The sequence below is a fragment of the Pedobacter sp. N36a genome (assembly GCF_014472395.1).
GTDB lineage: Bacteria > Bacteroidota > Bacteroidia > Sphingobacteriales > Sphingobacteriaceae > Pedobacter.
In genome coordinates this window covers 20542-45200 of the sequence record NZ_JACSZW010000003.1, presented here as the reverse complement: position 1 = coordinate 45200, position 24659 = coordinate 20542, and the positions used below count along the sequence as shown (strand labels likewise).

24 protein-coding genes are annotated in these 24659 nt (G+C 40.5%); 14 read left to right on the top strand and 10 right to left on the bottom strand.

The genetic code is table 11. From position 1 onward, the window contains the following. From H9X96_RS06630 to H9X96_RS06595, 8 genes are all read left to right on the top strand, one after another. Positions 1-798 carry an acyl esterase gene (locus tag H9X96_RS06630; RefSeq protein ID WP_187665557.1) on the top strand — a complete coding sequence of 266 codons (798 nt, stop codon included), beginning with the start codon at positions 1-3 and terminating at the stop codon, positions 796-798. 2 nt (positions 799-800) lie between these two features. Next, a complete protein-coding gene (locus H9X96_RS06625) occupies positions 801-1682 on the top strand; it encodes a glycosyltransferase family 2 protein (protein WP_187665556.1) in 882 nt (293 codons plus the stop codon). Positions 1683-1688: 6 nt separating this feature from the next. Then, a complete protein-coding gene (locus H9X96_RS06620) occupies positions 1689-2903 on the top strand; it encodes a glycosyltransferase (protein ID WP_187665555.1) in 1215 nt (404 codons plus the stop codon). A gap of 47 nt (positions 2904-2950) precedes the next feature. Next, positions 2951-3772, top strand: coding sequence for a glycosyltransferase family 2 protein (locus H9X96_RS06615; RefSeq protein WP_187665554.1), 822 nt, complete (start codon positions 2951-2953; stop codon positions 3770-3772). A gap of 17 nt (positions 3773-3789) precedes the next feature. After that, positions 3790-5019 (top strand): glycosyltransferase, encoded by a 1230-nt coding sequence (locus H9X96_RS06610; protein ID WP_187665553.1) that lies wholly within the window; start codon positions 3790-3792, stop codon positions 5017-5019. 54 nt (positions 5020-5073) lie between these two features. After that, entirely contained in the window at positions 5074-5994 is a 921-nt protein-coding gene (locus H9X96_RS06605; RefSeq protein ID WP_187665552.1) for a glycosyltransferase family 2 protein, read from the top strand. Between the two features lie 4 nt (positions 5995-5998). Continuing rightward, on the top strand, positions 5999-6973 hold the full coding sequence (locus H9X96_RS06600) for a glycosyltransferase family 2 protein (RefSeq protein WP_187665551.1): 975 nt from the start codon (positions 5999-6001) through the stop codon (positions 6971-6973). A 362-nt stretch (positions 6974-7335) separates the two neighbouring features. Then, complete coding sequence (locus H9X96_RS06595; RefSeq protein WP_187665550.1) at positions 7336-7722, top strand: hypothetical protein; 387 nt, start codon at positions 7336-7338, stop codon at positions 7720-7722. A 122-nt stretch (positions 7723-7844) separates the two neighbouring features. Here the strand turns inward: H9X96_RS06595 and H9X96_RS06590 are convergent, their stop codons facing one another. The 5 genes from H9X96_RS06590 to H9X96_RS06570 all read right to left on the bottom strand — a co-directional run bounded on the left by H9X96_RS06590 (position 7845) and on the right by H9X96_RS06570 (position 14274). Then, positions 7845-8702 (bottom strand): hypothetical protein, encoded by an 858-nt coding sequence (locus tag H9X96_RS06590; RefSeq protein ID WP_187665549.1) that lies wholly within the window; start codon positions 8700-8702, stop codon positions 7845-7847. Positions 8703-8778: 76 nt separating this feature from the next. Then, entirely contained in the window at positions 8779-11844 is a 3066-nt protein-coding gene (infB, locus tag H9X96_RS06585; protein WP_187665548.1) for a translation initiation factor IF-2, read from the bottom strand. A gap of 117 nt (positions 11845-11961) precedes the next feature. Then, the gene (nusA, locus tag H9X96_RS06580; protein WP_062550746.1) at positions 11962-13197 is read right to left on the bottom strand and encodes a transcription termination factor NusA; all 1236 of its coding nucleotides are present in this window, start codon (positions 13195-13197) and stop codon (positions 11962-11964) included. Positions 13198-13199: 2 nt separating this feature from the next. Then, the gene (gene rimP, locus H9X96_RS06575) at positions 13200-13664 is read right to left on the bottom strand and encodes a ribosome assembly cofactor RimP (RefSeq protein WP_187665547.1); all 465 of its coding nucleotides are present in this window, start codon (positions 13662-13664) and stop codon (positions 13200-13202) included. Positions 13665-13839: 175 nt separating this feature from the next. Beyond that, positions 13840-14274, bottom strand: a complete 435-nt coding sequence (locus tag H9X96_RS06570) for a hypothetical protein (protein ID WP_187665546.1) — start codon at positions 14272-14274, stop codon at positions 13840-13842. 18 nt (positions 14275-14292) lie between these two features. Between H9X96_RS06570 and H9X96_RS06565 the strand changes: the two genes are divergently transcribed. Continuing rightward, on the top strand, positions 14293-14640 hold the full coding sequence (locus H9X96_RS06565; RefSeq protein WP_187665545.1) for a phage holin family protein: 348 nt from the start codon (positions 14293-14295) through the stop codon (positions 14638-14640). Positions 14641-14909: 269 nt separating this feature from the next. On the opposite strand, the gene H9X96_RS06560 is transcribed toward H9X96_RS06565, so the two are convergent. The 3 genes from H9X96_RS06560 to panC all read right to left on the bottom strand — a co-directional run bounded on the left by H9X96_RS06560 (position 14910) and on the right by panC (position 17382). Beyond that, positions 14910-16049, bottom strand: a complete 1140-nt coding sequence (locus tag H9X96_RS06560) for an acyl-CoA dehydrogenase family protein (RefSeq protein ID WP_187665544.1) — start codon at positions 16047-16049, stop codon at positions 14910-14912. 97 nt (positions 16050-16146) lie between these two features. Then, positions 16147-16497: an aspartate 1-decarboxylase gene (gene panD / locus H9X96_RS06555; protein WP_062550751.1), complete on the bottom strand. Its 351-nt coding sequence runs from the start codon at positions 16495-16497 to the stop codon at positions 16147-16149. Between the two features lie 45 nt (positions 16498-16542). Further along, on the bottom strand, positions 16543-17382 hold the full coding sequence (gene panC, locus H9X96_RS06550) for a pantoate--beta-alanine ligase (protein WP_187665543.1): 840 nt from the start codon (positions 17380-17382) through the stop codon (positions 16543-16545). A gap of 154 nt (positions 17383-17536) precedes the next feature. Between panC and H9X96_RS06545 the strand changes: the two genes are divergently transcribed. The 3 genes from H9X96_RS06545 (at position 17537) to glmS (ending at position 21735) form a co-directional block, all read left to right on the top strand. Beyond that, positions 17537-18361 (top strand): glycogen/starch synthase, encoded by an 825-nt coding sequence (locus H9X96_RS06545; RefSeq protein ID WP_062551221.1) that lies wholly within the window; start codon positions 17537-17539, stop codon positions 18359-18361. A gap of 23 nt (positions 18362-18384) precedes the next feature. After that, entirely contained in the window at positions 18385-19821 is a 1437-nt protein-coding gene (locus tag H9X96_RS06540) for a DUF4270 domain-containing protein (protein ID WP_187665541.1), read from the top strand. A gap of 75 nt (positions 19822-19896) precedes the next feature. After that, on the top strand, positions 19897-21735 hold the full coding sequence (glmS, locus tag H9X96_RS06535) for a glutamine--fructose-6-phosphate transaminase (isomerizing) (protein WP_187665540.1): 1839 nt from the start codon (positions 19897-19899) through the stop codon (positions 21733-21735). Positions 21736-21790: 55 nt separating this feature from the next. On the opposite strand, the gene H9X96_RS06530 is transcribed toward glmS, so the two are convergent. Both H9X96_RS06530 and mutY read right to left on the bottom strand, forming a co-directional pair. After that, positions 21791-22219, bottom strand: coding sequence for a single-stranded DNA-binding protein (locus tag H9X96_RS06530; protein WP_187665539.1), 429 nt, complete (start codon positions 22217-22219; stop codon positions 21791-21793). Between the two features lie 11 nt (positions 22220-22230). Next, positions 22231-23283, bottom strand: a complete 1053-nt coding sequence (gene mutY, locus H9X96_RS06525; RefSeq protein ID WP_187665538.1) for an A/G-specific adenine glycosylase — start codon at positions 23281-23283, stop codon at positions 22231-22233. A 172-nt stretch (positions 23284-23455) separates the two neighbouring features. On the opposite strand from mutY, the gene H9X96_RS06520 reads away from it, so the two are divergent. Both H9X96_RS06520 and H9X96_RS06515 read left to right on the top strand, forming a co-directional pair. Continuing rightward, positions 23456-23758, top strand: coding sequence for an HU family DNA-binding protein (locus H9X96_RS06520; RefSeq protein ID WP_062550757.1), 303 nt, complete (start codon positions 23456-23458; stop codon positions 23756-23758). A 6-nt stretch (positions 23759-23764) separates the two neighbouring features. After that, on the top strand, positions 23765-24637 hold the full coding sequence (locus tag H9X96_RS06515) for a M48 family metallopeptidase (protein WP_187665537.1): 873 nt from the start codon (positions 23765-23767) through the stop codon (positions 24635-24637). Positions 24638-24659 lie beyond the last annotated feature (22 nt).

Here is a 24659-nt window from a genome sequence, read left to right as displayed (position 1 = left end):
ATGGGAAACCTTACTGAGCTATCACGGGCAATCAAACCAGCGGATTATCCGTATGAATTCTCGATTTGCAGCCTGGTCACCAGAAGAGAGGAATACCAGGAGATGCTGGCCAGCTTTTTGGCCTTTGGATTTACCGAAGATTGCTGTGAGTTTTTACATGCCGACAATAGTAAGGAATGCACATTTGATGCCTATACCGGCATCAATCGCTTTTTAAAAGAAGCAAAAGGAAAATATGTGATCATCTGCCATCAGGACATCCTGCTGCATAAAAACAATATCCAAGACCTGAGGGCGGCGCTCTCAGAACTGGATTCATTAGATAGAAATTGGGGGCTTTGTGGCAATGCTGGTGCTGCAGCACCAAATCATGTGGTATACCATATCAGTTATCCTGATACCGGTTTAAAAACCAAGGGTAAATTCCCGCTAAAAGTTGCAGCGCTGGACGAAAATTTTTTGATTGTAAAAAATGAAGCCTGCTTAAAAGTATCAAATGATCTTTCAGGTTTTCATCTATATGGTGCTGACCTTTGTTTACAGGCAGAGCTGAACGGATTCCATGCTTATGTGATCGCGTTTGATGTGATCCATAAAAGTAAAGGCAATAGAAATGAAGACTTTTATACCATCCGCAAAGCCCTCATCAAAAAATATAACCACTTTTTTAGAAGCAGGTGGATTCAAACCAATACCACTACTTTCCATTTGTCGGGCTCTTTCCTTGGAAAACTGGCTGGCAATCCCCTCTCTTTGTTTTTCGCAAAAATGTATCATGGACTAAAGAAGAAAATCTAATCATGGAAGCCCTAATGATCTCTATTGCACTTTGCACCTATAATGGTGAAAAGCACCTGCATGAACAAATGGAATCTCTGCTGAAACAAGATTATCCAAATCTTGAGCTTGTTATCCTGGACGATTGCTCGACAGACCGTACTTATGAATTGCTTTTGCAGTATCAGGAAAAACACCCAAAGATCCGTTTAGCTCAAAATAAAGAAAACCTGGGCTTCAACAAAAACTTTGAGACGGCACTATTACAGTGTAAAGGAGCATTCATTGCGATTGCGGATCAGGACGATATATGGGAACCTGACAAAGTCAGTAAATTGGCTGCCCAAATCGGGAACAACTTGTTGATTTACCATGATTCTTTATTAATCGATGTGGATGGTCATACTTCCGGCAGGAAGACTTCCAATACCCATCGGTTTGTAAAAGGCCACTGTGCCTCATATTTACTCTACAACAACTGTGTTTCCGGACATACCTGTTTAATGAGCAAAGCTTTTTTACCCCATTTATTACCCTTTCCAGAGGGCATTTATTATGATTGGTGGATGGCTTACACTGCTGCCTGCCTTGGTAAAATCGACTATTTGGACTTAGCGCTGGTAAAACACAGAAGGCATGCTTCCAGTTCCACCAGTAAAGACAAAATAAGCGGCAAAGCCTTACGCATTAAAAACCTGAGTCTGTTCCAGACCCACCCTTTAAATACGGAACCTACAAAAACACTGATCAAAGAAGTGTTGGACGGTTATGCGGTATTGAAGCAGCAACCTTTTTCCAAGGCTTTATTCTGGACGCTTCTTAAAAATTTAAAATCAATATTTTATACCCGACGGAAGTCGCTTTTTTCACAAATCAAGTTCATCCTTAAAGAAAGTACCCGTTAATTTTATATGGCAGCTATATCTAACTCCAGCTTAAACAATGGTTCTAAAAAACCAGGCGCGCTGAACGGCATCGTCGCAAAGTTAAGCCAACTCCTTATTTCTTCCAGCAGATCGAAACCTTTGATAGGGACTTCAAAAAAGACCCTTTTGGTCATAGACGACTACCTTCCTTTTTACGATAAATCTTCTGGTTCAAAAAGATTATTTGAATTGTTGAAGCTTTTCATCAGTATGGACTTCAAGGTAATTTACCTACCGGAAGATGGTAAAGCGCCTCAGCCTTATGCTGGGGAAATGCAGGCAATGGGTATTGAAATCTTAGCTATAACTCCTGAAAAAAGCCATGTTGACCAGTTAAAAGAGCGACTGAATGAATTTCATTATGCCTGGATTTCCAGACCAACATTGAATAAAAAATATCAGAAAATTCTGAATAAAAATACCAAGACCATTTTTGACACGGTGGACCTTCATTATTTGAGGATGCTTCGTCAGGCCGAAAATGAAGGCAATGAGAAATTGAAACGCAGGTCCTTAAAAACGAAAAAACTAGAACTTGCATTGGCCCTGAACAGCAATGCCACCGTAACCGTTACTGGAATTGAAAAAGATATTCTCGAAAGAGAAGGAATTGACCATGTTTTCGTCATTCCAAATGTACATTTCCTCAATCCCAACAACAAAAACACTCCTTTTGAGGAGCGTAAGGGCATTTTATTTATCGGGGGATACAAGCATGAACCCAATGTTGATGCGGTAAGATGGTTGGTAGAAGAGATCATGCCAAAAGTATGGGCAGCTGATCCTACGATCCACCTGACCCTTTTGGGCAGTGACCCTAGCAAAGAATTGCTGGCTTATAATTCGGATCGGATTTCTGTTCCCGGATACCTGCAAGAGGTGGCTGATTACTTCTATGAAAATCGGATATTTGTTGCCCCATTAAGGTATGGTGCGGGAATGAAAGGAAAAATAGGCCAAAGTATGGAATTTGGATTGCCTGTGGTTTCTACCAGTATTGGCGTAGAAGGCATGGATTTGAAAGATGGTCATAATGTCCTAGTTGCCGAAAGCACCAATGATTTTGCCAACCGTATTTTACAGTTGTATCAAAATCCGGAACTTTGGTCCTCGATTAAGAATAACTCAATTAAAGCAATCGAAGACTATAGTCCGGCAGAAGTCACCAAAAAATTGGATAAATTGTTTAAAACATTATAATTCCTACTGAATTATAATGTTTAACATCAGCCTAACCTAAGCCTCCCATGAATCCTAAAATCTCCATAATTACCGTCAATTACAACGACAAAGCTGGACTTCAGAAAACCATAAAAAGCGTTGCAGACCAATCTTATAAAGATTTTGAGTTCTTCGTTATTGATGGTGACAGTACGGATGGCAGCAAGAAATTGCTGGAGGAAAATGTCGCATTATTTACTCATTGGTTGTCGGAACCAGACCGTGGTATATACCATGCGATGAATAAAGGCATCAAAATGGCGACAGGCGAGTACCTCCTGTTTCTAAACAGTGGCGACAGCCTGTACAACGCTGATGTACTGAAAACGGTGAACCATGAAATCAACGGGGCGCATGACATCTATTATGGCGATATCATTTATGATGAAATCAGTAAACAGACCGTCAGGACCTTCCCTGACCGACTAACTTTCGGATTCTTTTACGAACACAACCTGTCTCATCAGGCCAGCTTTATCAGAAGAACACTTTTTGATGAATTCTTCTATTACAATGAATCGTTTAAAATTGTGTCCGACTGGGAGTTTTTCATCTATGCGATTTGTAAAAAAGACGTTCCTTATCAACATATCAACAGCATACTCACCAATTACGATGCCACCGGGCTTTCATCTAATGTAGACAATCATGTGGGGATGAGAAAAGAAAGGGCGGCTACGCTGGATAAATACTTTCCTGCCTTTAAGGACGACTACATTTTGTATCCAGAATTACAGCAAAAAAGGACGAAGCAGTTCTTATTCCTAAAACAAAACAAAGTGGCCTGGAGAGTCTTAAAAACATGCATGAGCACTATACAGTTCTTCCTTCCTAAACAGAAAGGATAAACATCAAACCTAATTTTATGAAGAAAATAAAAGTAATAGAGGCCGTGAACCAACTTGGCTTGGGAGGAACAGAATATGCTTTACAATTATATAGTAAATTTTTCGACAAATCATGCTTTGAAGTAACCGTGGTTGCCCTGCTGGAGGGAGGTGCCAGAGTGAAACTTATTGAAGATTTAGGCATCAAAGTGATGGTACTAAATGGCGATCTGAATCAATTTGCTGAATTACTAAAAGAAACTGATGTATTACATTGGCACGGGAATGGTATTTTAGAACCCGATTTGTACCAGGTTATTAAGAGGAATAAGCCGAAAATAGTGATTCAAACTAATGTATTTGGCCTATTCGAAAACGCTACTTATGACGTAATTGACTATGATCTTTTCATCTCCAAGATGATTCTGGTGAGGCGTATGGGGCTGGACAAAAAGTTAAAGGACAATTTTGAGGGTAAAAGAAAAGTCCTGCCTTATCCTGTCGACGTAGATCACCTCAGTAAGTTATTGCCTGAACCGTCGGCAGTATTGAAGTTCAAAAAACAGAAAAACCTGAATGGCTTTTTTGTGGTCGGTAGAATTGGCCGGGCAGACGACAATAAATTCGATCTGATCAGTCTGGATGGTTTCAAAATATTTGCAGAAAAAGTAAGCAACGCACGCTTCTTATTACTCGGTGCTACCCCTAAAATGAGAGCCCATGCTCAGAAATTAGGGATTACAGATAAGCTGATTATCTGCGAAAACACCTCTGATCTTCAAGAACTGTTGTACTACTATAAAACGATCGATATTTTCCTGGCAGCAAGCGCTATTGGAGAAAGCTTTGGAATGGTGATTGCAGAAGCGATGACGGCTGGCACACCTGTCTTAACGATCAGTACCGAAGACCGCGACAATGCACAAATAGAACTGGTAGACCACCACAAAACCGGAATGGTGACCAAAGCTGATCAACATCAAATCGCCTCAGCACTCCAATATCTTTATGAAGATGAGGCGGCGAGAACCCGCTTGTCTTCTGCTTCAAAAGAGAAAATTGTAAACGCATATAAAGCTCAAAAGATTGTTGGCAGTCTGGAACAACTGATCTATAAACATCTTGGAATCGAAAGCAACACCTCGGTTAGTCTGGTCGACGATTTCTCAAAAGATCTGATCAATGAATACACCAGAAGATGTCTAAATACCTATGGCCGTTCCGAATTCATGAAAAGTATTTTATGGCAGCTAAAAAAAATTCGCTAAAAACACAATCTACCCTATAGAAACCATTATTTTTACCTCCTAATCCTCTATCTCATGCCTAGAATATCTGTTATTGTCCCTAATTTCAATCATGCCAAATATTTGGAACAAAGGATAGAAAGTATCCTTTCTCAGACTTATCAGGACTTTGAACTCATTCTGATGGACGATTGTTCTACGGACGACAGCAGGAAAGTTTTAGAGCAATACCGCAACCATCCTAAAGTGACCCAGCTTATTTTTAATGAACAAAATAGCGGCAGTACCTTTAAGCAATGGAAAAAGGGGGTAAATGCCGCTCAGGGCATCTATGTATGGATTGCTGAAAGTGACGATTGGTGTGAGCCTACACTGCTGGAAACCTTGGTTGCCGGCATAGAAAAAGATAAGGACACGGTGATTAGTTATTGCCAGTCCTACTGTGTGAATGATCAACACGACATTATTTTCCAGTCCAACCACCGTGTATTGTCGGAAACCGTAGACGGAAACCAATTTATTCAAAACTATTTATCGGTACCTGTGGCTATTTTTAATGCCAGTATGGCGATCTGGAGGAAGGATAAATTTGAACAGATCCCTGAAGAGCTGACCACCTTCCGCTTTTGCGGCGATTGGTTTTTCTGGATCCAGCTGTCGAGGTTTGGCAAAGTCCATATCTCTGGAAAAATCCTGAATTACTTCAGAAAACATGGCAATGATGTGAGTGGAAAAGCTTACCAGAGTGGATTGAATTTTGTGGAAGAACTTCGGATCCTCAATATGATGTATATCGATCAATTAATTACGGAACGTCAGTATTACCGCGCTTATAAGAAAAAATTCATTGATTACTGGCAAGTAAAAGACACCATCGATAGAACCAATAAAGCGGCCGTAAAAAAGCTGTTTAACAACTCTCTGTCTACCAAAACAAGTATGCTTAAATTAGTCCCGATTGCGATCTGGAAGAAATTCAAGCGAAAGAAGAAATAAACAAATGAATAAAGGAATTACTGTTCTTGTCTGTACCTATAATGGCGCCTCCAGGCTTGCCAAAACCATTGAACATCTTGCTTCACAAAAGACAAGACCTACATTTCAATGGGAACTTATTGTGATAGACAATGCTTCCAAAGATGATTCTGCAGCCGTTGCACAAACAGAATGGAATAAATATAATCTACCATCCGTTCCATTTACCGTGCTTTCTGAGCAAAAGCCTGGAAAGATTTATGCATTGGAGCAAGGCGCTGCGAGGGCAAACTATGAATACCTGTTGATTTGTGATGACGACAACTGGCTGCAACCGGATTACCTAGAAAAAATGTATGCTATCCTGGATAGCCATCCTGAAGTCGGTGCTGTTGGCGGACAAGGAATCGCAGTATGCGATCTACCTGCATTGCCAGTCTGGTTTAAAGACTACGAAGAAGGGTATGCAACCGGAAAGCAAGGGCCGCAAACTGGCGACGTTACGGCCAACGGGCATTTATGGGGTGCCGGGTTGGGCACCCGTACGTCCTTATATCAAAAAATGTATATTGGTTTCCCTTCTCTATTGACAGGAAGGTCAGGCAAGCAACTGACCGCAGGAGAGGATGCTGAATATTGCCAGCGATTAATCTTGGCAGGTTATAAATTGTATTATGACGCGAACCTCATCTTTCAACATTATATGCCTGAGAACCGCTTACAAAGCGAATACAGGGTTAATCTTTTCCAGGGCTTTACAGAGAGTAATAAGATCCTTCACAAATACTATCTGGCAAACGCGCTGAAATTGAAATCTGAAAACAACTTGCTGACAAAAATCAGGTTGTTGCTGGTTACCCCTTTCCGCTTCTTATCTGCAAGGGCACCAGAACGGAAACAAAAAGCAAAGGACACCCTCATATTTCTTAGCCCTATTGAAATTGGCAAGAATACAGTGATGCTGAAAATTAAAAAGTTTTATCAGGCAGTTCGCCGCTAACATTTTAATTTTTTTCCAAAGCCTGGAGAAAAACGATATCTTCTCTTCCTTTGCTTCGTTTCTCTTTTTTACGTAGCTGAGCAGCGTATAATCAAAAATACAATCATCAAATCTTAGTTTTTGTACAGAAAACTCAAGGCCAAACTAGTTTACCAAAAACCACATCAAAAGTTAATTTATTTCGTTTTTAAAAAACTAATGACCATTAGTTAACAAAAAAGAACGCAAACACATAAAATTAATTTTTTTATCAAAAAACAATACAAAATTAATTAAAAAAATATTAAGACTATAAATTTTATAATGTACATTTAATTTCACCAAAACAATATTTAAAACTTTATAAAATCAAAATTTTATCTTTGGCCTTACTTATTTTAACAGCCGCTGCCTGCAAGAAAGAAACATCTACAGCTTTAATTGAAAAGGAGTTGCCAGTAAAGGCTGATAAGGTAGGGTCCACGAGGCTTCCGTCCGATAGTTTAAAAAGCAGCTCTGTAAATGCAAGAGTTGCATTTCAACTTCCATACAAAGACGAAATTCCCGGGCAAGTAATTCTTTACAAATTAATCCGATACAAGACAAATCAACATTTCATGGCATCAGGCCCCGAAGCTTATCAATTGATAAATACAATTAATAATGATGGATTTTCGGAATGGCAGGCTGATGGAAGTGTTTTTTATTTTTATACTACTTCAACACCTACTCAATATTCAGGACCACTGGAAATCGTACTTGGTATTTAGAAGGCATTATTGGGTACAATTAGACGCTCCTAAGATCAAAAAATATCCTGACATAAAAGACGAGACCCTATCACATGATGATATGGCCTCGTCTTTTATGAATTTTATAAAGAATTTCGCCGTTAAGATTTTATTTTTCTCCAAAGCCTGGAAAAGAAGGACTTCTTTTTTACAGGCACTTGATTTTTAGTTTTAAAATTTTTCAGCTCCTCAGAATTCAAAATATCATTAATTGCACCCCTAAACAGGATCAATTTAGGCCAAGTAACCGGATAAAGCGGATGAAAATTTCTTAGACAATTGTAATTACCCTCATCTATTGCATCCCATAGTTTAAAAAAGCTTTTAGTATTGAAATCATCTTTATGGCTCCAGTTATTTAGCTTTTGCTGAATCTCTTCAGTCGTTCTTGCCCAACTCTGATGCAGCATTAAATTGTCCCAATGTACCTGATCGTTGCCAGAAGTATTATTTCTGGCCAGGTCATATACCGGATGATTGGTGGCAAAACTAAGGGTTTCAAAAGAATCATCAATTAGTAGAAAACCTGTAGGCAGTTCTTTAAACAAAGTGGCTACGCTACAATAAATGCTGGTTGGTTTTTCCGGATGGTATTCCTTCAGCCTTTTAATAAAGGCTTCAAAGTCTACAAAATATTCGTCGGAATCAATCTGAATGTACCAATCGGCCTTACCCATCCTTTTCCCTAAAAGGTTTCTTTCTCTGGTATCACATTCCATAGGCGTAAGACCCGGAAGGTAAAACTGGTCTTTATAAATGGTGATTTTCTGGTCTTTATCGAATGCTTTCAGCCATTCCCAGAACTGAGGATCAATTTCCAATGAACCGCCGGCCCAGGTTTTTCCCTCTGCATCTACTGCAAAATAGATTTCATCTACAAAATCATAGATTCTGGGCAATGAAGTTTTCACAAACTCGTAATCGTAGGAAATCAGGTAACCTGCTTTAATGGTCGTCATTGGTATTTATATTTTTTATGCGTAAAAAAACCGCCACAGAGACTGTGGCGGTTAGTTATTTTATGTTTAAGAAAGATTACAACTTCCTTTTTACTTCTACTTGTTCGTAAGCTTCAACGATGTCACCAACTTCGATGTTGTTAAAGTTCTGAATGTTCAATCCACATTCGTAGCCTCTTGATACTTCTTTCACGTCATCTTTATAACGTTTCAACGAAGCCAGCTCGCCTGTGTAAATGACCACACCATCTCTAACGATACGGATCTTGCTGTTACGAGTAATCGTACCATCCAATACCATACATCCGGCAATTGTACCCACTTTAGTGATTTTGAAGGTATCTCTAATCTCCACGTTAGCGGTGATTTTCTCTTCAAATTCTGGAGCCAACATACCTTCCATCGCTGCTTTAATCTCATTGATTGCATCATAGATGATCGAGTAAAGTCTGATGTCAATTTGTTCCGCCTCAGCAAGCTTACGCGCTCCTGGGGAAGGACGAACCTGGAAACCGATGATGATCGCATCAGAAGCAGAAGCTAACAATACATCAGATTCAGAAATCTGACCTACTGCTTTACTAATGATATTGATTTGAATCTCTTCCGTAGACAGTTTCAATAATGAGTCAGATAATGCCTCGATTGAACCATCCACATCACCTTTAACAATCAGGTTCAGCTCTTTAAAGTTACCGATAGCCAAACGACGACCGATCTCATCCAAGGTAATGTGTTTCTGAGTACGAAGACCCTGCTCACGCATTAACTGCAGACGTTTGTTGGCAATTTCTCTTGCTTCAACTTCACTTTCTAATGCATTGAATCTATCACCGGCTGTTGGTGCTCCCTGCATACCCAATACCTGTACTGGTACAGATGGGCCTGCTTTATCAACTTTCTGACCACGTTCGTTAAACAACGCTTTCACACGTCCGCTATAACTACCCGCTAAGATCGGATCACCGATTTTCAAAGTACCTGCCTGAACAAGAACCGTAGTCACAATACCACGACCTTTATCTAATGTAGCTTCAATTACACTACCTGTAGCACGTTTGTTAGGGTTGGCTTTAAGATCCAGCATTTCTGCTTCTAATAATACCTTCTCTAATAACAAGTCTACGTTTAGTCCGCTCTTACCTGAAATCTCTTGTGATTGGAAAGTACCTCCCCAATCCTCTACAAGGATATTCATTGTCGATAATTGCTCGCGTATTTTTTCTGAGTTTGCACCCGGTTTATCAATTTTGGTAAAGGCGAATACCAATGGTACGCCTGCTGCCTGTGCATGTTGGATTGCTTCTTTAGTCTGAGGCATTACTGCATCATCCGCTGCAACCACAATGATGGCAATATCGGCAACTTTCGCACCACGTGCACGCATCGCTGTAAAGGCTTCGTGACCTGGAGTATCTAAGAAAGTTACTTGTTTACCTGTAGGTGTGGTTACCATATAAGCACCAATGTGCTGTGTAATACCACCGGCTTCACCAGCCACTACGTTTGCTTTACGAATATAATCCAGCAATGAAGTTTTACCGTGATCGACGTGACCCATAATAGTCACAACAGGTGCTCTTGGTACTAAATCTTCTTCGCTATCTTCTTCTTCGATCAGGATATCGCTTTCATCATCCGGTTTCACGAATTGAATTTCATAACCGAATTCATCCGCAACAATCGTTAATGTTTCCGCATCCAGACGTTGGTTAATAGATACGAACATACCTAAACTCATACAAGTTCCGATAATTTTCGTTACTGGTACATCCATCATTGTAGCCAACTCATTTGCCGTAACAAATTCCGTCACCTTTAATACTTTGGATTGTGATTCCAGTTCCATTGCTGCTTCGTCTGCAGAAAGTGCCACATCATCACGTTTTTGACGACGTAATTTTGCGCGCTGTGCGAACTTACCAGATTTCCCTGCTCCACTTAAACGGGCAAGTGTTGCTTTAATCTGATCTTGGATTTCTTTTTCCGTAGGTTCTTCTTTAGGACCGCTTCCAGGAGATCCTGGTTTGTTGTTCCTGAAGTTTGGCCTGTTGGCAGTGTTATTCGTATTGTTCCTGAAATCAGGTCTATTGGTAAAAGTAGGTGCTGGTTTCGGCGCTGTTGTGCCTGTACCTGCAGCTCCAGGTGCCACTTGATTTCCTCCGGAAGTATGACCTCCCTGGCCAGGATGGCCTGGAGTCTTTTTACGCTTACGCTTTCTCTTTGCATCATTACTGTCAGCCGATGAGGCTACAGGTGATGATTTACGATCAGGTGTTACCGGTAATACAATTTTACCGATGATGTTTGGTCCTGATAGTTTTACAGAACGTGCCTTAATGACTTCCACACCGTCAGTTTTTTCAACTTTCGGAGCTTCCGCTACTTTAGGCGTTTCAATTATTTTTGGTGCTTCCACTGGTTTTGGAGTTTCTTTTACTTCTGGCTCTATTTTAGCAACAGGTTGCTCAACAGGCTTTGGAGTCTCTTCCACCTTAGGTTGTTCCACAGGTTTAACCACTTCCGCTTTTGGGGCTTCTACTGGTTTCTCAACTGCTTTTTCTTCTACAAGTGCTTTCTCCGCTGGAGCAAGGGCTGGTGTTGGTTCCGCTACTTTAGGTACTTCAGCAACTGGCTGAGGCACTTCTGGTGCTTCGTCTTTCTTCACCGGACGGGTTTTAGTATTTAAATCATCTAAATTGATTTTCCCTACTATTTTCACACCCGGCAATGCTCCCTCTTCAGGTTTCTCTTCTGTTTTTTCCACTACAGGAGCCACCGGTTTTGCCGGAGTTTCTTCTTTAGCTTTCTCTACAGGAGGAGTATACGAATGAAGGTTCTTAATTAAGATGCCTTCATTTTCGAATTCTACATTTTTTCTAGGTGCTTCTGCAGCTTTTTCGACTGCTTCCGGCTCATCACGACGAATTTTACCAATAACAATCTGATTGGCTTCTTCTTTTACGATCTTATCGCCCTGAAACTCTTTCAACAGCGCATTATACATGTCGCGGGAGAGCTTAGTAGTGGGTTTATTCTCAACAGAAAAGCCTTTCTTTTCTAAAAACTCAACGGCCGTAGCTATGCCTACGTTAAGTTCCTTAACTGCTTTAAATAAAATTATTGGTTTGTCGTCTGACATTGATATCCTATTTTTCTTTTAATTCTTATACAAAAGTAACGTTTATTCTTGTTTATTTCATGCGTATGTGATTTGTTTTTAATGGCCACATAAATTTTCAGTATTCAAGCTAACGTTTTATTCAAACTCTGATTTTAATATACTCATCACTTCTTTGACGGTTTCTTCTTCAAGGTCGGTACGTTTTACCAACTCGTCAATTGAAAGTGAAAGTACACTTTTTGCGGTATCACAACCGATTGATTTCAGCTCATCAATGATCCAGCTGTCGATTTCATCTGAGAATTCTTCAATATCCACATCCTCATCTTCTTCGCCTGCTTCACGATAAACATCGATCTCATAACCGGTTAATTTACCCGCTAATTTAATATTATGTCCACCTCTACCGATGGCCAATGAAACCTGATCTGGTTTCAAATATACCGAAGCGTGTTTCGTTTCGTCATCTAACTTAATAGAAGTGATTTTTGCCGGGCTCAATGCTCTGGTAATATATAATGAAACGTTGTTGGTGAAGTTAATCACATCAATGTTTTCATTTTTAAGTTCTCTCACGATACCATGTATCCTGGAACCTTTCATACCCACACAAGCACCAACCGGATCAATCCTGTCGTCATAAGACTCCACTGCCACTTTCGCTCTTTCTCCTGGCTCACGCACGATTTTCTTAATGGTAATTAAGCCATCAAAAATCTCAGGAACCTCAATTTCAAACAAACGCTGTAAGAATTCAGGGGCAATCCTTGAAATGATAATTTTTGGAGTTGCATTGATCATATCTACTTTAAGAATGACCGCGCGAACAGTATCTCCTTTTTTGAAATAATCAGCCGGGATTTGTTCCGTTTTTGGCATCATCAACTCGTTGCCTTCATCATCCAGCACCAGTGTTTCTTTCTTCCAAACCTGATAAACTTCTCCCGTTACAATCTCACCAACTCTATCTTTATATTTTTTGAAGATCTCGTCTTTCTCTAATTCAAGTACCTTAGATACAAGGGTCTGGCGTGCAGCTAAAATTGCTCTACGTCCAAAGCTCTCTAAAGTGATCTGCTCAATGTAATCGTCGCCAACTTCCATATCAGGATCTAAGCGCTTTACTTCAGACAGTTCGATCTCCAGGTCATCATCTTCAGAAAAACCATCCTCCATCACCTTTCTAGTACGCCAGATTTCCAAATCCCCGTTGTCCGGGTTAACGATGACGTCACAATTCTCATCTGTACCGTATTTTTTACGCAACATACTGCGAAATACCTCTTCCAGCACACTAATCACTGTAGGACGGTCGATATTCTTGAACTCTTTGAATTCCTGAAATGAATCGATTAAATTAATATTGCTCATTTTTATTTAAATGAAATTAAAACCTTTGTTTCTGTTATACTACTAAAGTCGATACTGGTTGATTCCAGTGTCGCCTTTTTACCTTTTTCTTTAACCTTCGCTTCGATGGTTATGCCATTCTCTTCAACAGAAAGCAACTGACCTTCTTTAATCTCGCCACCGCTTAGTTTTACACTCAACTCTCTGCCAATATTTTTCACATATTGTCTCTTCAGTCTTAGTGGTTCACCAACACCCGGTGAGGATACCTCTAAATTATAAGCTTTATCGATGGTATTTTCTTCTTCCAAATGAAAACCTACATGTCTGCTGATCGCTGCACAATCCTGGATACTAATCCCTTCATCGCCATCAACATGAATAATAAGCTTATTGTTTGGAAGCATTTTAACTTCTACCAAAAACAACTCCGGCCTATCCGAAATCTTCTCTTCAACTAACTCTGTTACTCTTTTTTCTGCTTGCATAACCAATTTGCTAATAAAAGAAAAGAGGGGACTCCTGCCCCCTCTTGCCCTCTATTACAGTGCAAAGATATGAAATATTTTCACAAAATAAAAATGGAATTGATGTTATGTGCAATGTATGTGCAACTTTTTCAGCAAGATACGGAACCGAGTGCAGGCCTTTGAAAGCGCTTGATTAGCGGTTCAAGACCTTTTGCTGGGGCTTAATCGTATAGCTTAGTTTTCCTTTGATAATTTCTTCGGGCTTGGCGAACTGAATGTTCAGGTGGGTAATAACCAGATACTCGCGGCCCTTTACAAAAGGCTGTATCGGACTGAACACAAGGTTGCTGTCGGTTACATTGATCTTTCCGGGGATCGCTTCTTCTCTGATGACCGAATCTTTTTCGGAAGGGGTTTGCAGGACTGAAACCAGATCCATCAAAACAGAATCTCTGTTTTTGAGGCCCTTCAGCTCCAATAAACCTCTGGGATCAATGTGTGAAAACAAGATCTTTGAACTGTCTGCCGAAAAAGCTATAGAAAGTGGCTTATTATTTGCATCGGAACATCCGGCAAAGAAAAGGCTGGCAGCGCCCAGCACCACTGGCCAAACAAAGTATTTAAACATATCACTAAATTACGCATTATGAAGATCATTGTAGAAATTTTATTATTGGGACTGGCGGTATTTCTTGGCGCCAAAATTATCCCTGGGGTTCATGTAGACAGCTATTGGACAGCCGTTCTTGCCGCAGTACTGATTTCGCTGGCCAATGCTACTATTGGGACCATTTTGAGAATCTTCACTTTACCGATTAACTTTTTAACGCTCGGACTGGTTTCTTTCATCATCACCGTTTTGATGATTTTATTGGTAGACAATATGATGAGTACCTTCAATACGAGCGGTTTCTGGGCAGCAGCCTTATTGGCGATTGTAGTTGCCGTAATTAAGGGATTACTGGGCGGTTTACTCGGAACCGAGAAAGATTAAATTTTTAAAAGTATTGCTTAGGTAGTGACCGGGAAGTGTTCGGGAAGAGAAGGGCCTTATAATAGGGTTCGGAGGGGGTTCGGTTAGGGTTCGCGTAGGGTTGCCTTAGTCTCTGCTATCCAAACCCTAACCGAACCCCCTCCTTCCTCTAAGGAAAAGCAGGTCTCTTCCCGAACCATACGGGAGGCTTATCGCCAACAAAAAAAGCAGCCTTGAGGCTGCTTTTTTTGTTGGTAAAGAAAATCTCTACCTGAAAATGCTGAAGCATTTTATCTCAAAATCTCTCTGGAGATCACCATTTTCTGAATTTCTGTAGTGCCTTCATAAATTTGGGTAATTTTAGCATCTCTCATCATGCGTTCTACATGGTATTCTTTCACAAAACCATAACCGCCATGGATCTGAACTGCCTCAACAGTCACGTCCATCGCTACTTTAGATGCATATAGTTTTGCCATAGAACCGGCTAAAGTATAAGATAAGCCCTGATCTTTCATCCATGCGGCTTTATACACCAGCATTCGTGCGGCTTCAATGCTAGTAGCCATATCGGCCAGCTTAAAGGCAATCGCCTGATGTTCTGCAATTGCTTTGCCGAATGATTTACGTTCCTTTGAATAAGCCAAAGCCAGCTCGTACGCTCCTGCAGCAATCCCTAAGGCCTGCGCAGCGATACCTATACGACCGCCTTCCAGGGTTTTCATTGCGAAAGTGAAACCAAATCCATCATCACCGATCCTGTTTTCTTTAGGAACCTTAACATCATTGAACATGAGTGAATGGGTATCAGAACCACGAATGCCCATTTTATTTTCTTTTGGCCCCACAGTAAAGCCTTCCATACCTTTCTCTACGATAAAAGCGTTGATGCCTTTATGTTTCAAACTGCGATCGGTTTGTGCAATCACCAGATAGGTGGAAGCGGTATTTCCGTTAGTAATCCAGTTTTTAGTACCGTTCAGCAGGTAATAATCGCCCATATCTACCGCAGTAGTTTGCTGGGAGGTGGCATCTGATCCAGCCTCAGGCTCCGACAGACAGAAAGCGCCGATTTTTTCACCTGCAGCCAATGGCTTCAGGTACTTTTCTTTTTGGAATTCTGAACCATAAGACTCCAGTCCATAACAGACCAGGGAGTTATTTACAGAAACCACCACAGAGGCAGAAGCGTCAACTTTCGACAATTCTTCCATCACCAGGACATAAGATAGCGCATCGAGCCCGCTGCCATTATATTTTTCTGAAACCATCATTCCAAGAAATCCGAGTTCACCGAGCTTTTTTACTTGCTCGGCAGGGAATTTCTGGTGCTCATCTCTTTCGATAACTCCGGGCTTCAGTTCAGTCTGTGCGAAATCCCTGGCAGCCTGTTGAATCATCAATTGTTCTTCACTTAATTGAAATAGCATAATTATATAGATAAAAATATACGTACTGCCAAATTTAGTATTTCTAGATCAGATTACTATGGCAGCATAGTATTATTTTACACTATACCGCTTTTTGCTATTTTAAAAGGCGATTGTTGTCGTCAGGAAAAACAAGCACTGGATGGTATTTCTTTGCTTCTTCGATTGGCAGGGAGCCAAAAGACATAATGATTAGAATATCGCCGACCTGTACTTTTCTGGCTACAGCACCATTTAAACAAACAATACCGGTTCCGCGTTCGCCCTTAATCACATAAGTTTCAAAACGCTCTCCGTTGTTGTTGTTTACAATCTGCACCTTTTCATTAGCAATGATCTGGGCAGCATCCATCAGATCCTGATCGATAGTGATACTACCTACGTAGTTCAATTCTGCCTGTGTTACTTTAACACGGTGTATTTTCGATTTTAATATCTCGATAATCATAATTCAAAGTTACGAATTTTTGTAATTAGGGTGTTTAATAGATTGTCAGTTGAGGAGCATATTATCAATTAGACGCGTCTGACCCACCTTTGCGGCCACTAGAGCCACGATATCCGGCTGATTTTTATCGGCTTCCGGAAGCAGTGTTTTCCCATTTGCAATGGTAAAGTAGTCGAGATCCACACCAGGAATGGCAGTGATCATCTTTTTCGCATTTTCCAGTAATTCCGGAATGCTGACGGTTTTAAAATTATCCTTAACATACTGAAGTGCTTCGCTCAATACCAGGGCATTTTTGCGGTCATCTTTGGTCAGGTGGATGTTTCTAGAGCTCATCGCCAGGCCGTCCTCTTCTCTGATGATCGGGCAGGAAATGATCTGAACCGAAAGCTTAAAATAGGCCACCATATTCTCAATCATCAGCACCTGCTGAAAATCTTTTTGTCCGAAGAAAGCAAGGTCTGGATTTACGGCATTGAACAGCTTATTCACGATTTGTGTCACGCCCTGATAGTGCCCTCTTCTGAATTCACCTTCGAGTAAAAACTCTGCCGGCCCCAGGTCTATGTGCCATTCCTCAGGCTCAGGGTACATTTCCTGCACAGATGGCATGAATACCACATCACATCCTGCAGCTAAAAGCATATCCATATCATGCGCTAAAGGGCGGGGATATTTCTCCAGATCCTTAGGATCTGTGAACTGTGTTGGATTTACAAATATGCTGCAAACCACTACATCAGCATGCTGCTGCGCAACCTCAATCAGGGACACGTGTCCTTTGTGCAAAGCACCCATAGTAGGCACTAAAGCAATTTTCTGTTGACCCAATTTTATTGGTTCAAGCAACGACTTTAACGCTGCGATGGTGTTTATAACTTTCAAACTAGCCTATAAAATTTCAAGGGGCAAAGTTGGTTAATAATACATTCCAAACAAAACATCTTGCCTATATAATTGATAAATGTTATTATTTTGCTTACCTTTGCCCCTTGATAATCTTTTCTTTAACATAATTATTTATTTACAGAATATGGAGATGGCCAAAACGAAGCTACTGATTGTTACACACGAGATGTCGCCTTTCCTTGAACTCACTAAAATTTCAGAAATTACCCGTCAACTACCACAGGCGATGCAAGATAAAGGATTTGAAATCCGTATTTTGATGCCTAGATTCGGGAATATTAATGAAAGAAGGAACAGATTGCACGAAGTGATACGTCTTTCAGGAATGAACATTATCATTGATGATAATGACAACCCTTTAATTATTAAAGTTGCCTCTATTCCAGCTGCTCGTATGCAGGTTTACTTCCTGGATAACGAAGATTATTTCCAACGCAAATACGTTTTTAGAGACAAAGAAGAAAAATTCTATGCGGACAATGATGAGAGAACGATCTTCTTTTGCAAAGGCGCATTGGAGACGGTTAAGAAACTAGGATGGGCTCCGGATATCGTGCATTGCCACGGCTGGATGACTTCTTTAGTTCCTGCTTACATCAAAACTTCTTATAAGAATGACCCTACTTTCAAGAATGCGAAAGTGGTGTATTCTATCTATGAGAACTGCTTTACAGAGAAGCTTCATGTAGACCTTCACAAGAAGGCGGTCATGAACGCAATGACGCTTGAGGACACGAAAATGTTTGAAAATGCCGACTGTAACACCTTACATATCGGGGCGATTACTTACTCAGATGCTGTAGTTTTAGCACATGATAAAATCGATGCTGATGTGTTAAAATTTGTTAAAGATTCTAATAAACCAACTTTAGCCTTTAATTTAACCGAGGATTTCGAAAACTTCTACTCTTTATATGAAGAGATTTCGGATGAAGAATTGGTTTCTATAGCATAAACTCAGGTATTATTAATTTAAATATGAAATTTACAAAACAAGACTTATTAACCATGTTGATAGGTCTTTTTCTTTTTTCTTCGTGTAAAGATAACAACACGATTGGCCTTGCTCCAGATGGTGATGCCATTTCCGGAGATTTATACGATAATACAGCACTTACTACGCGCACTCAAGCGGAAGCCCCTGTTGCCGCAAGTGCATTAGCCAGGTTTCCAATTGGCTTGATGGTGGATCCTGTTTTTGGAACATCTGAAGCTGGAGTTGCGATGACGGTAAATATCCCTTCGGTAGGATACCGTTTTGGAAATAACCCAATAGTCGATTCTGCAGTCTTGGTATTGCCTTACTCTACTCAGTTTTATGGTGACTCGACTGCGAAGTATGATTTCACAGTCAAACAATTGACGACAGACATGTCTCTGGAAAACAGCTTTTTAAGCAGCAAAGAATGGTTCAAAAACACAAGTGACGTGTTAGGCACAAATCTGGACCACCAGCAGCGCCCTACTACCAGCTTTAAAGTGACCAATATTGTAACCGGTAAACCGGATACAGCAGCAACAGTTGCTCCTCAGCTCAGAATTCGCCTGAATCCAACCATGATTCAGAACAGAATTGTAAAACTGGACACCAATGCTTTCGCTAGAAACGACCTGTTTACCAGCAAGTTCAATGGCCTTTATGTGAATGTGACCAGAGCAACAGGTGTTGGTGCGATCGCATTCTTCAATTTTGATCAGATAACCGACGTAAACAATGGGGCAAAATTACAGATCTATTACCGCAAAGATGGAACGAGTCCATTAACGCATGATACGGTTTCTGCAATCTTCCCGATCGATAAAACGACTTCCCCAGTGAGTGCTTACGTGAAGCATACCTATACCGCTGACATCAACACGCAATTAAACGATCCTTCAGCTACGCAATATCCAAAAACGTATTTACAAGGCTTAACAGGCTTAAGAAACAAGATCTCTTTTGATTTTAACGAGTTTAAAACCTTAACTGCCGGTACGAAAGTTTCTGTTAACAAAGCAGAGCTGGTGATCGACCTGAGCCCTGAAGATGATGTTTATTTTAAACCTGCACCAAGATTAAGACTATACAAATTTGATGCAGCAGGTCTGGTGACTAACCTTCCGGATAATGACCGTGCGGTAACTGGTGTAACTGCCGGTGACCCAAGAGCACTTCCTGCACAGGAATTGTTTGGCGGATACTTTGATTCTGTGAACAGAAGGTACATTTTTAGTATCACGGCCTATGTTCAGGATTTAATAGACGGAAAAAAACAGGACTACGGCACATTTATAGCGCCAACGCCAAGTACAGAATTTACCTTGAGCCCCTGGGCAGCATCTGCAGAACGTTCCATTTTACTGGCACCAGTAAAAAATGCAGCAGCAGGAACAAAACGCATGAAGTTGAACATCTTTTATACAAAAGTGAGATAATTTAATCCTAACCATATTCATATCCCCCGAGATTCAGTAATTTCGGGGGATTTATTTTTTTAAAACATTTTTTCTATGTGTGGAATAGTTGGTTACATTGGTCATCAGGAAGCTTGGCCAATCGTCCTCAAAGGGCTAAAAAGATTAGAATACCGAGGTTATGACAGCGCAGGAATTGCATTGTTGAACGGTACCGGTTTAAAAATTTATAAAAAAGCAGGAAAAGTCCAGGAACTAGAGAATTTCTCTGTAGGGAAAGACCTTTCCGGAACAATCGGAATTGGACATACCAGGTGGGCAACCCACGGTGCACCATCCGACCGAAATTCTCACCCGCATACCTCTAACAGCGGCAAATTATCCATCATCCATAACGGAATCATAGAAAATTATGCGACGTTAAAGGAAGAACTGATCCACAGAGGTCATGAATTTAAAAGTGACACGGATACCGAAGTACTGGTTCATTTGATCGAAGAGATCTACAAGAATGAAAACACAGATCTTTACGAAGCGGTTAGACTGGCTTTAAATGAGGTAACTGGTGCTTATGCCATTGTTTTGATGGATGAGGATCAGCCAGAGCAGCTGATTGCGGCAAGAAAAGGAAGTCCCTTGGTCATTGGTGTAGGTACAGGTGAATATTTTATCGCTTCTGATGCAACTCCGATCATTGAGTACACTAAAAACGTGATCTACCTGAACGACAATGAAGTGGCACTGGTAAAACGCGACGAGCTATTGATTAAAAGATTGGACAATGTGGTGCAGACACCATATATCCAGGCCTTGGAGCTGAAGCTGGAAATGCTAGAAAAAGGTGGATATGAGCATTTTATGCTGAAAGAAATCTTTGAACAGTCCCGCTCTATCCGTGACTGTATGCGCGGCAGGATTTATCCTAATGAGGGAATTGTGCAGCTGGGTGGAATTAAAGAATATGCCGATAAACTGAAAAATATCGACCGTATTATCATCGTTGCCTGCGGTACTTCATGGCATGCCGGCTTGGTAGCAGAATACCTGATTGAAGAGTATGCAAGGATTCCTGTGGAAGTTGAATATGCTTCTGAATTCAGGTATAGAAATCCGATTATCACCGAAAAAGACATCGTGATTGCGATTTCTCAATCTGGAGAAACGGCAGATACGATGGCAGCTATTGAGATGGCCAAAGAAAGAGGTGCTACTATTTTTGGAGTGTGTAACGTGGTAGGTTCTTCTATTCCAAGGTTAACACATGCAGGAGTGTATACCCATGCCGGACCAGAAATCGGAGTGGCTTCGACCAAAGCATTCACCGCTCAAGTAACGGTATTGACGCTGATGGCCTTCTATATGGCACAGCAAAAAGGGACCATTACCAAATCTAAATTAGTAGAACTATTAACAGAATTGGATTCTATCCCAGATAAGATTCAAAAAGCATTAGAGTCTAATGATTTGATCCAAGAAATTGCAGCAAAATTTAAAGACTCGAGAAATTGTTTATTCCTTGGAAGAGGTAGCGGATTCCCTGTTGCACTAGAAGGTGCTTTAAAGCTCAAGGAGATCTCTTACATCCACGCGGAAGGTTATCCTGCGGCGGAGATGAAACACGGCCCTATCGCCTTAATTGACGAAGAAATGCCAGTAGTCGTAATTGCGACGAAAAACTCTTCTTATGAGAAGGTGATCAGCAATATCCAGGAAGTGAAAGCAAGAAAAGGAATTGTATTGGCAATTGTAACTGAAGGAGACACAGAAGTAAGGAAAATGGCAGATTACTGCATCGAGATTCCGGATGCTAGTGAAGCCTTCCTGCCATTGTTAGCCACGATACCTTTGCAGTTGTTGTCGTACCATATTGCATTAATGCGCGGCTGTAACGTAGATCAGCCAAGAAACCTGGCGAAATCAGTTACGGTAGAGTAATTTATGGAGATCAGAAAAAGGGTTGGAAGTATTCCAACCCTTTTTTTATGCGGTTTTAAAAAGGCAGATCTCCGGAAACCTCTGTTGGATCCAGGTATTCTGTTTCACTTTTTGGCGTGGTATTTTCGGTGCTAACCGGCGTATGCTCAAAATCACTCTTTCTACCCAGAATGGTAAAATTTTCGGCTACTACTTCGGTTACATATTTCTTTATTTTTTCACGGTCTTCGAAAGAACGGGTGCGCAGTTTTCCTTCAATATAAACCAACTTCCCTTTCTGCAAATATTTGGAGGCAACTTCTGCCAGGCCTCTCCATAAAACAATGTTATGCCATTCCGTCTGCTCAACGCGCTTACCATCTTTGTTATAGGTCTCTGATGTTGCCAATGGAAAACTAGCTACAGTTACCCCTCCTTCTAAATGTCTAACTTCAGGATCTTTGCCTAAATGTCCGACTAAAATAACTTTGTTAATACCTGACATGGAATCTATTTTTACTGTTTAATTGAATTGGAACTCATAAAATTTGTAATTACTTTAGGTTGAGGCAGCTCCTCAAATTCTGCCAGGGATACCCATTTTATTTCTGCATCCTTCTTAAAGTTAATGATATAATTGTCTAAAACAAAAAATTGAACATATATAGTTTGGTGCGTCAGTAAATGTTTTTGCTGAGATATAGGGCTGATCAGACAGTCAGGACCAAAGTTATTTTTTAATTCTGGCAGAAAGCTTTCCTGGGTTTCGAGGTAATTTTTTTCCGTTTCTATTAACGGGAAATCATACAATTCCTGCCAGACATCCCCGGCAATCCGTTTTTTTACCAGGAGATTTTCACCTTCCTGGCATACAAAATAGTTGAAATAACGGATACGCTTTTTCAACTTTTTCAGTTTCAAAGGGAGTACATTGACCCGATCGTTAGCCCTGGCATAGCAGCCCGACTGCAATGGACAATTCCCGCAATCCGGAGATTTCGGCTTGCATTGCAACGCGCCAAATTCCATGATGGCCTGGTTGTATATGGAAGGATTCTGACCTTCGATCAGGGCATTGGCCATGGCTGTAAATTCCTTCTTTCCTTCGGTACTATTGATCGCGGTTTCTATCCCAAAATAACGGGACAATAAGCGGAAAACATTCCCATCTAAAACGGCCCTGGATTCGTTGGCCGAAAAGGACGAAATTGCTGCTGCAGTATATTCTCCGACACCTTTCAGCTGTACCAGCTCTTCGTATTTCTGCGGAAAAATACCACCATAATGCGCTTGTATCTGCCTTGCGGTAAACAGCATATTTCTTCCTCTGGAATAATAGCCTAAACCTTGCCATAACTTAAGAACCTGAGCCTCTGTGGCATTGGCGAAATCATTGACGGTAGGATAGTTTTGCAAAAACCGCTGAAAATAAGGGAGGCCTTGTTCCACACGGGTTTGCTGCAAAATAATTTCAGACAGCCAGATCACATAAGCATCGGTAGTGTCTCTCCAGGGAAGCTCCCTTTTATTGATGGAATACCATTTAACGATTTCTCTCTGAAAATTCATAAGTGCAAAAATACGCGGTAAATATTTATTTTTACTAAAACTTGCAATTCGGTGATACTCTTGGCGACAAATAAATCATCTTTTATTTTCCTATCTCATTAAAAAGCAATACTTTTGCAACCCCAAAACACTTATAAAGTATATAACACACTATAAATTAATAACAGAGAATATGACTAAGGCAGATATTATTTCAGAAATATCAACGAAAACAGGAATTGAAAAGGTAGATGTACAAGAAACCGTTGAGGCATTTTTCAAGGTCATCAAAAACAGCATGATTGGTGGAGAAAATGTATATGTTAGGGGTTTTGGTAGTTTTGTTGTTAAAAAAAGAGCACAAAAAACTGCAAGGAATATTTCTAAAAACACTGCAATTATTATCCCGGAACACTTCGTTCCAAGCTTTAAACCAGCAAAAGTATTTGTTGATAAAGTGAAAAATAATTCAAAAATAGTTAGCGTAGAAGCTTAATTCATTATGATCAAGAATATCCGAACTAAACAAGCCATATTGATAGGAGCAGTTGTACTGCTTGTAGCGTTTTTGTTTACAAGGGATATTAAAGGGTTGGTAAAGCCAAAGGAAGAAACCAGCAGTACGCCTGCAGGTGGCCCGATGAGCACGCAAGCCCCGGCAGCAGCAGAAATCAACCTTAAAGAGGTCTCTACTGTCGCCAAAAATACCATCAATGCAAGTTTAGCCGCTGAAATTGTAACCCTTGAAAATGCGTATAACAGCGCTTCTGAAGACAAGAAAGCTGGAGAAGCAAAATTATTAGCGAAGAAATGGGATGATTTAGAGCAAACAGTTCCAAGTGCGTTATATTTGGAAATTGTAGCCAGCAAAGAACCTACATTAAACAATTGGTTGACTGCCGGCGATACATTTATGAAGGCATTTGACAACACCCGGGACAGTGTATTATTACCTGCATTATTACAAAAAGCGAATCTCGCTTACACGAATGCAGTTAAAATAGACTCAACCAGCAATGATGCTAAAACAGGCCTTGGAATTACCATCGTTAACGGAATGGGTGCCCCAATGGCAGGGATAGCAATGTTAATGGACGTTGTAAAGAAAGATCCAAAGAACTTAAAAGCAAATATGAGCTTGGGTACTTTCGCTATGAAATCGGGACAATTTGATAAAGCAATAACCAGGTTCCAAAACATTATTGCCATGAAGCCTTCTCCAGATGCATATTTCTATTTGGGAACGGCCTATGAAAACCTTGGAAAAAACCCGGAAGCTATTGAAGCTTACGAAAAAAGTAAAAAATTAGCTGCAAACGCGACCTTGTCGAAGTTTATCGATGATAAAGTGGATGCGTTAAAGAATAAAAAATAATAAACAGATTTACGAAAATATT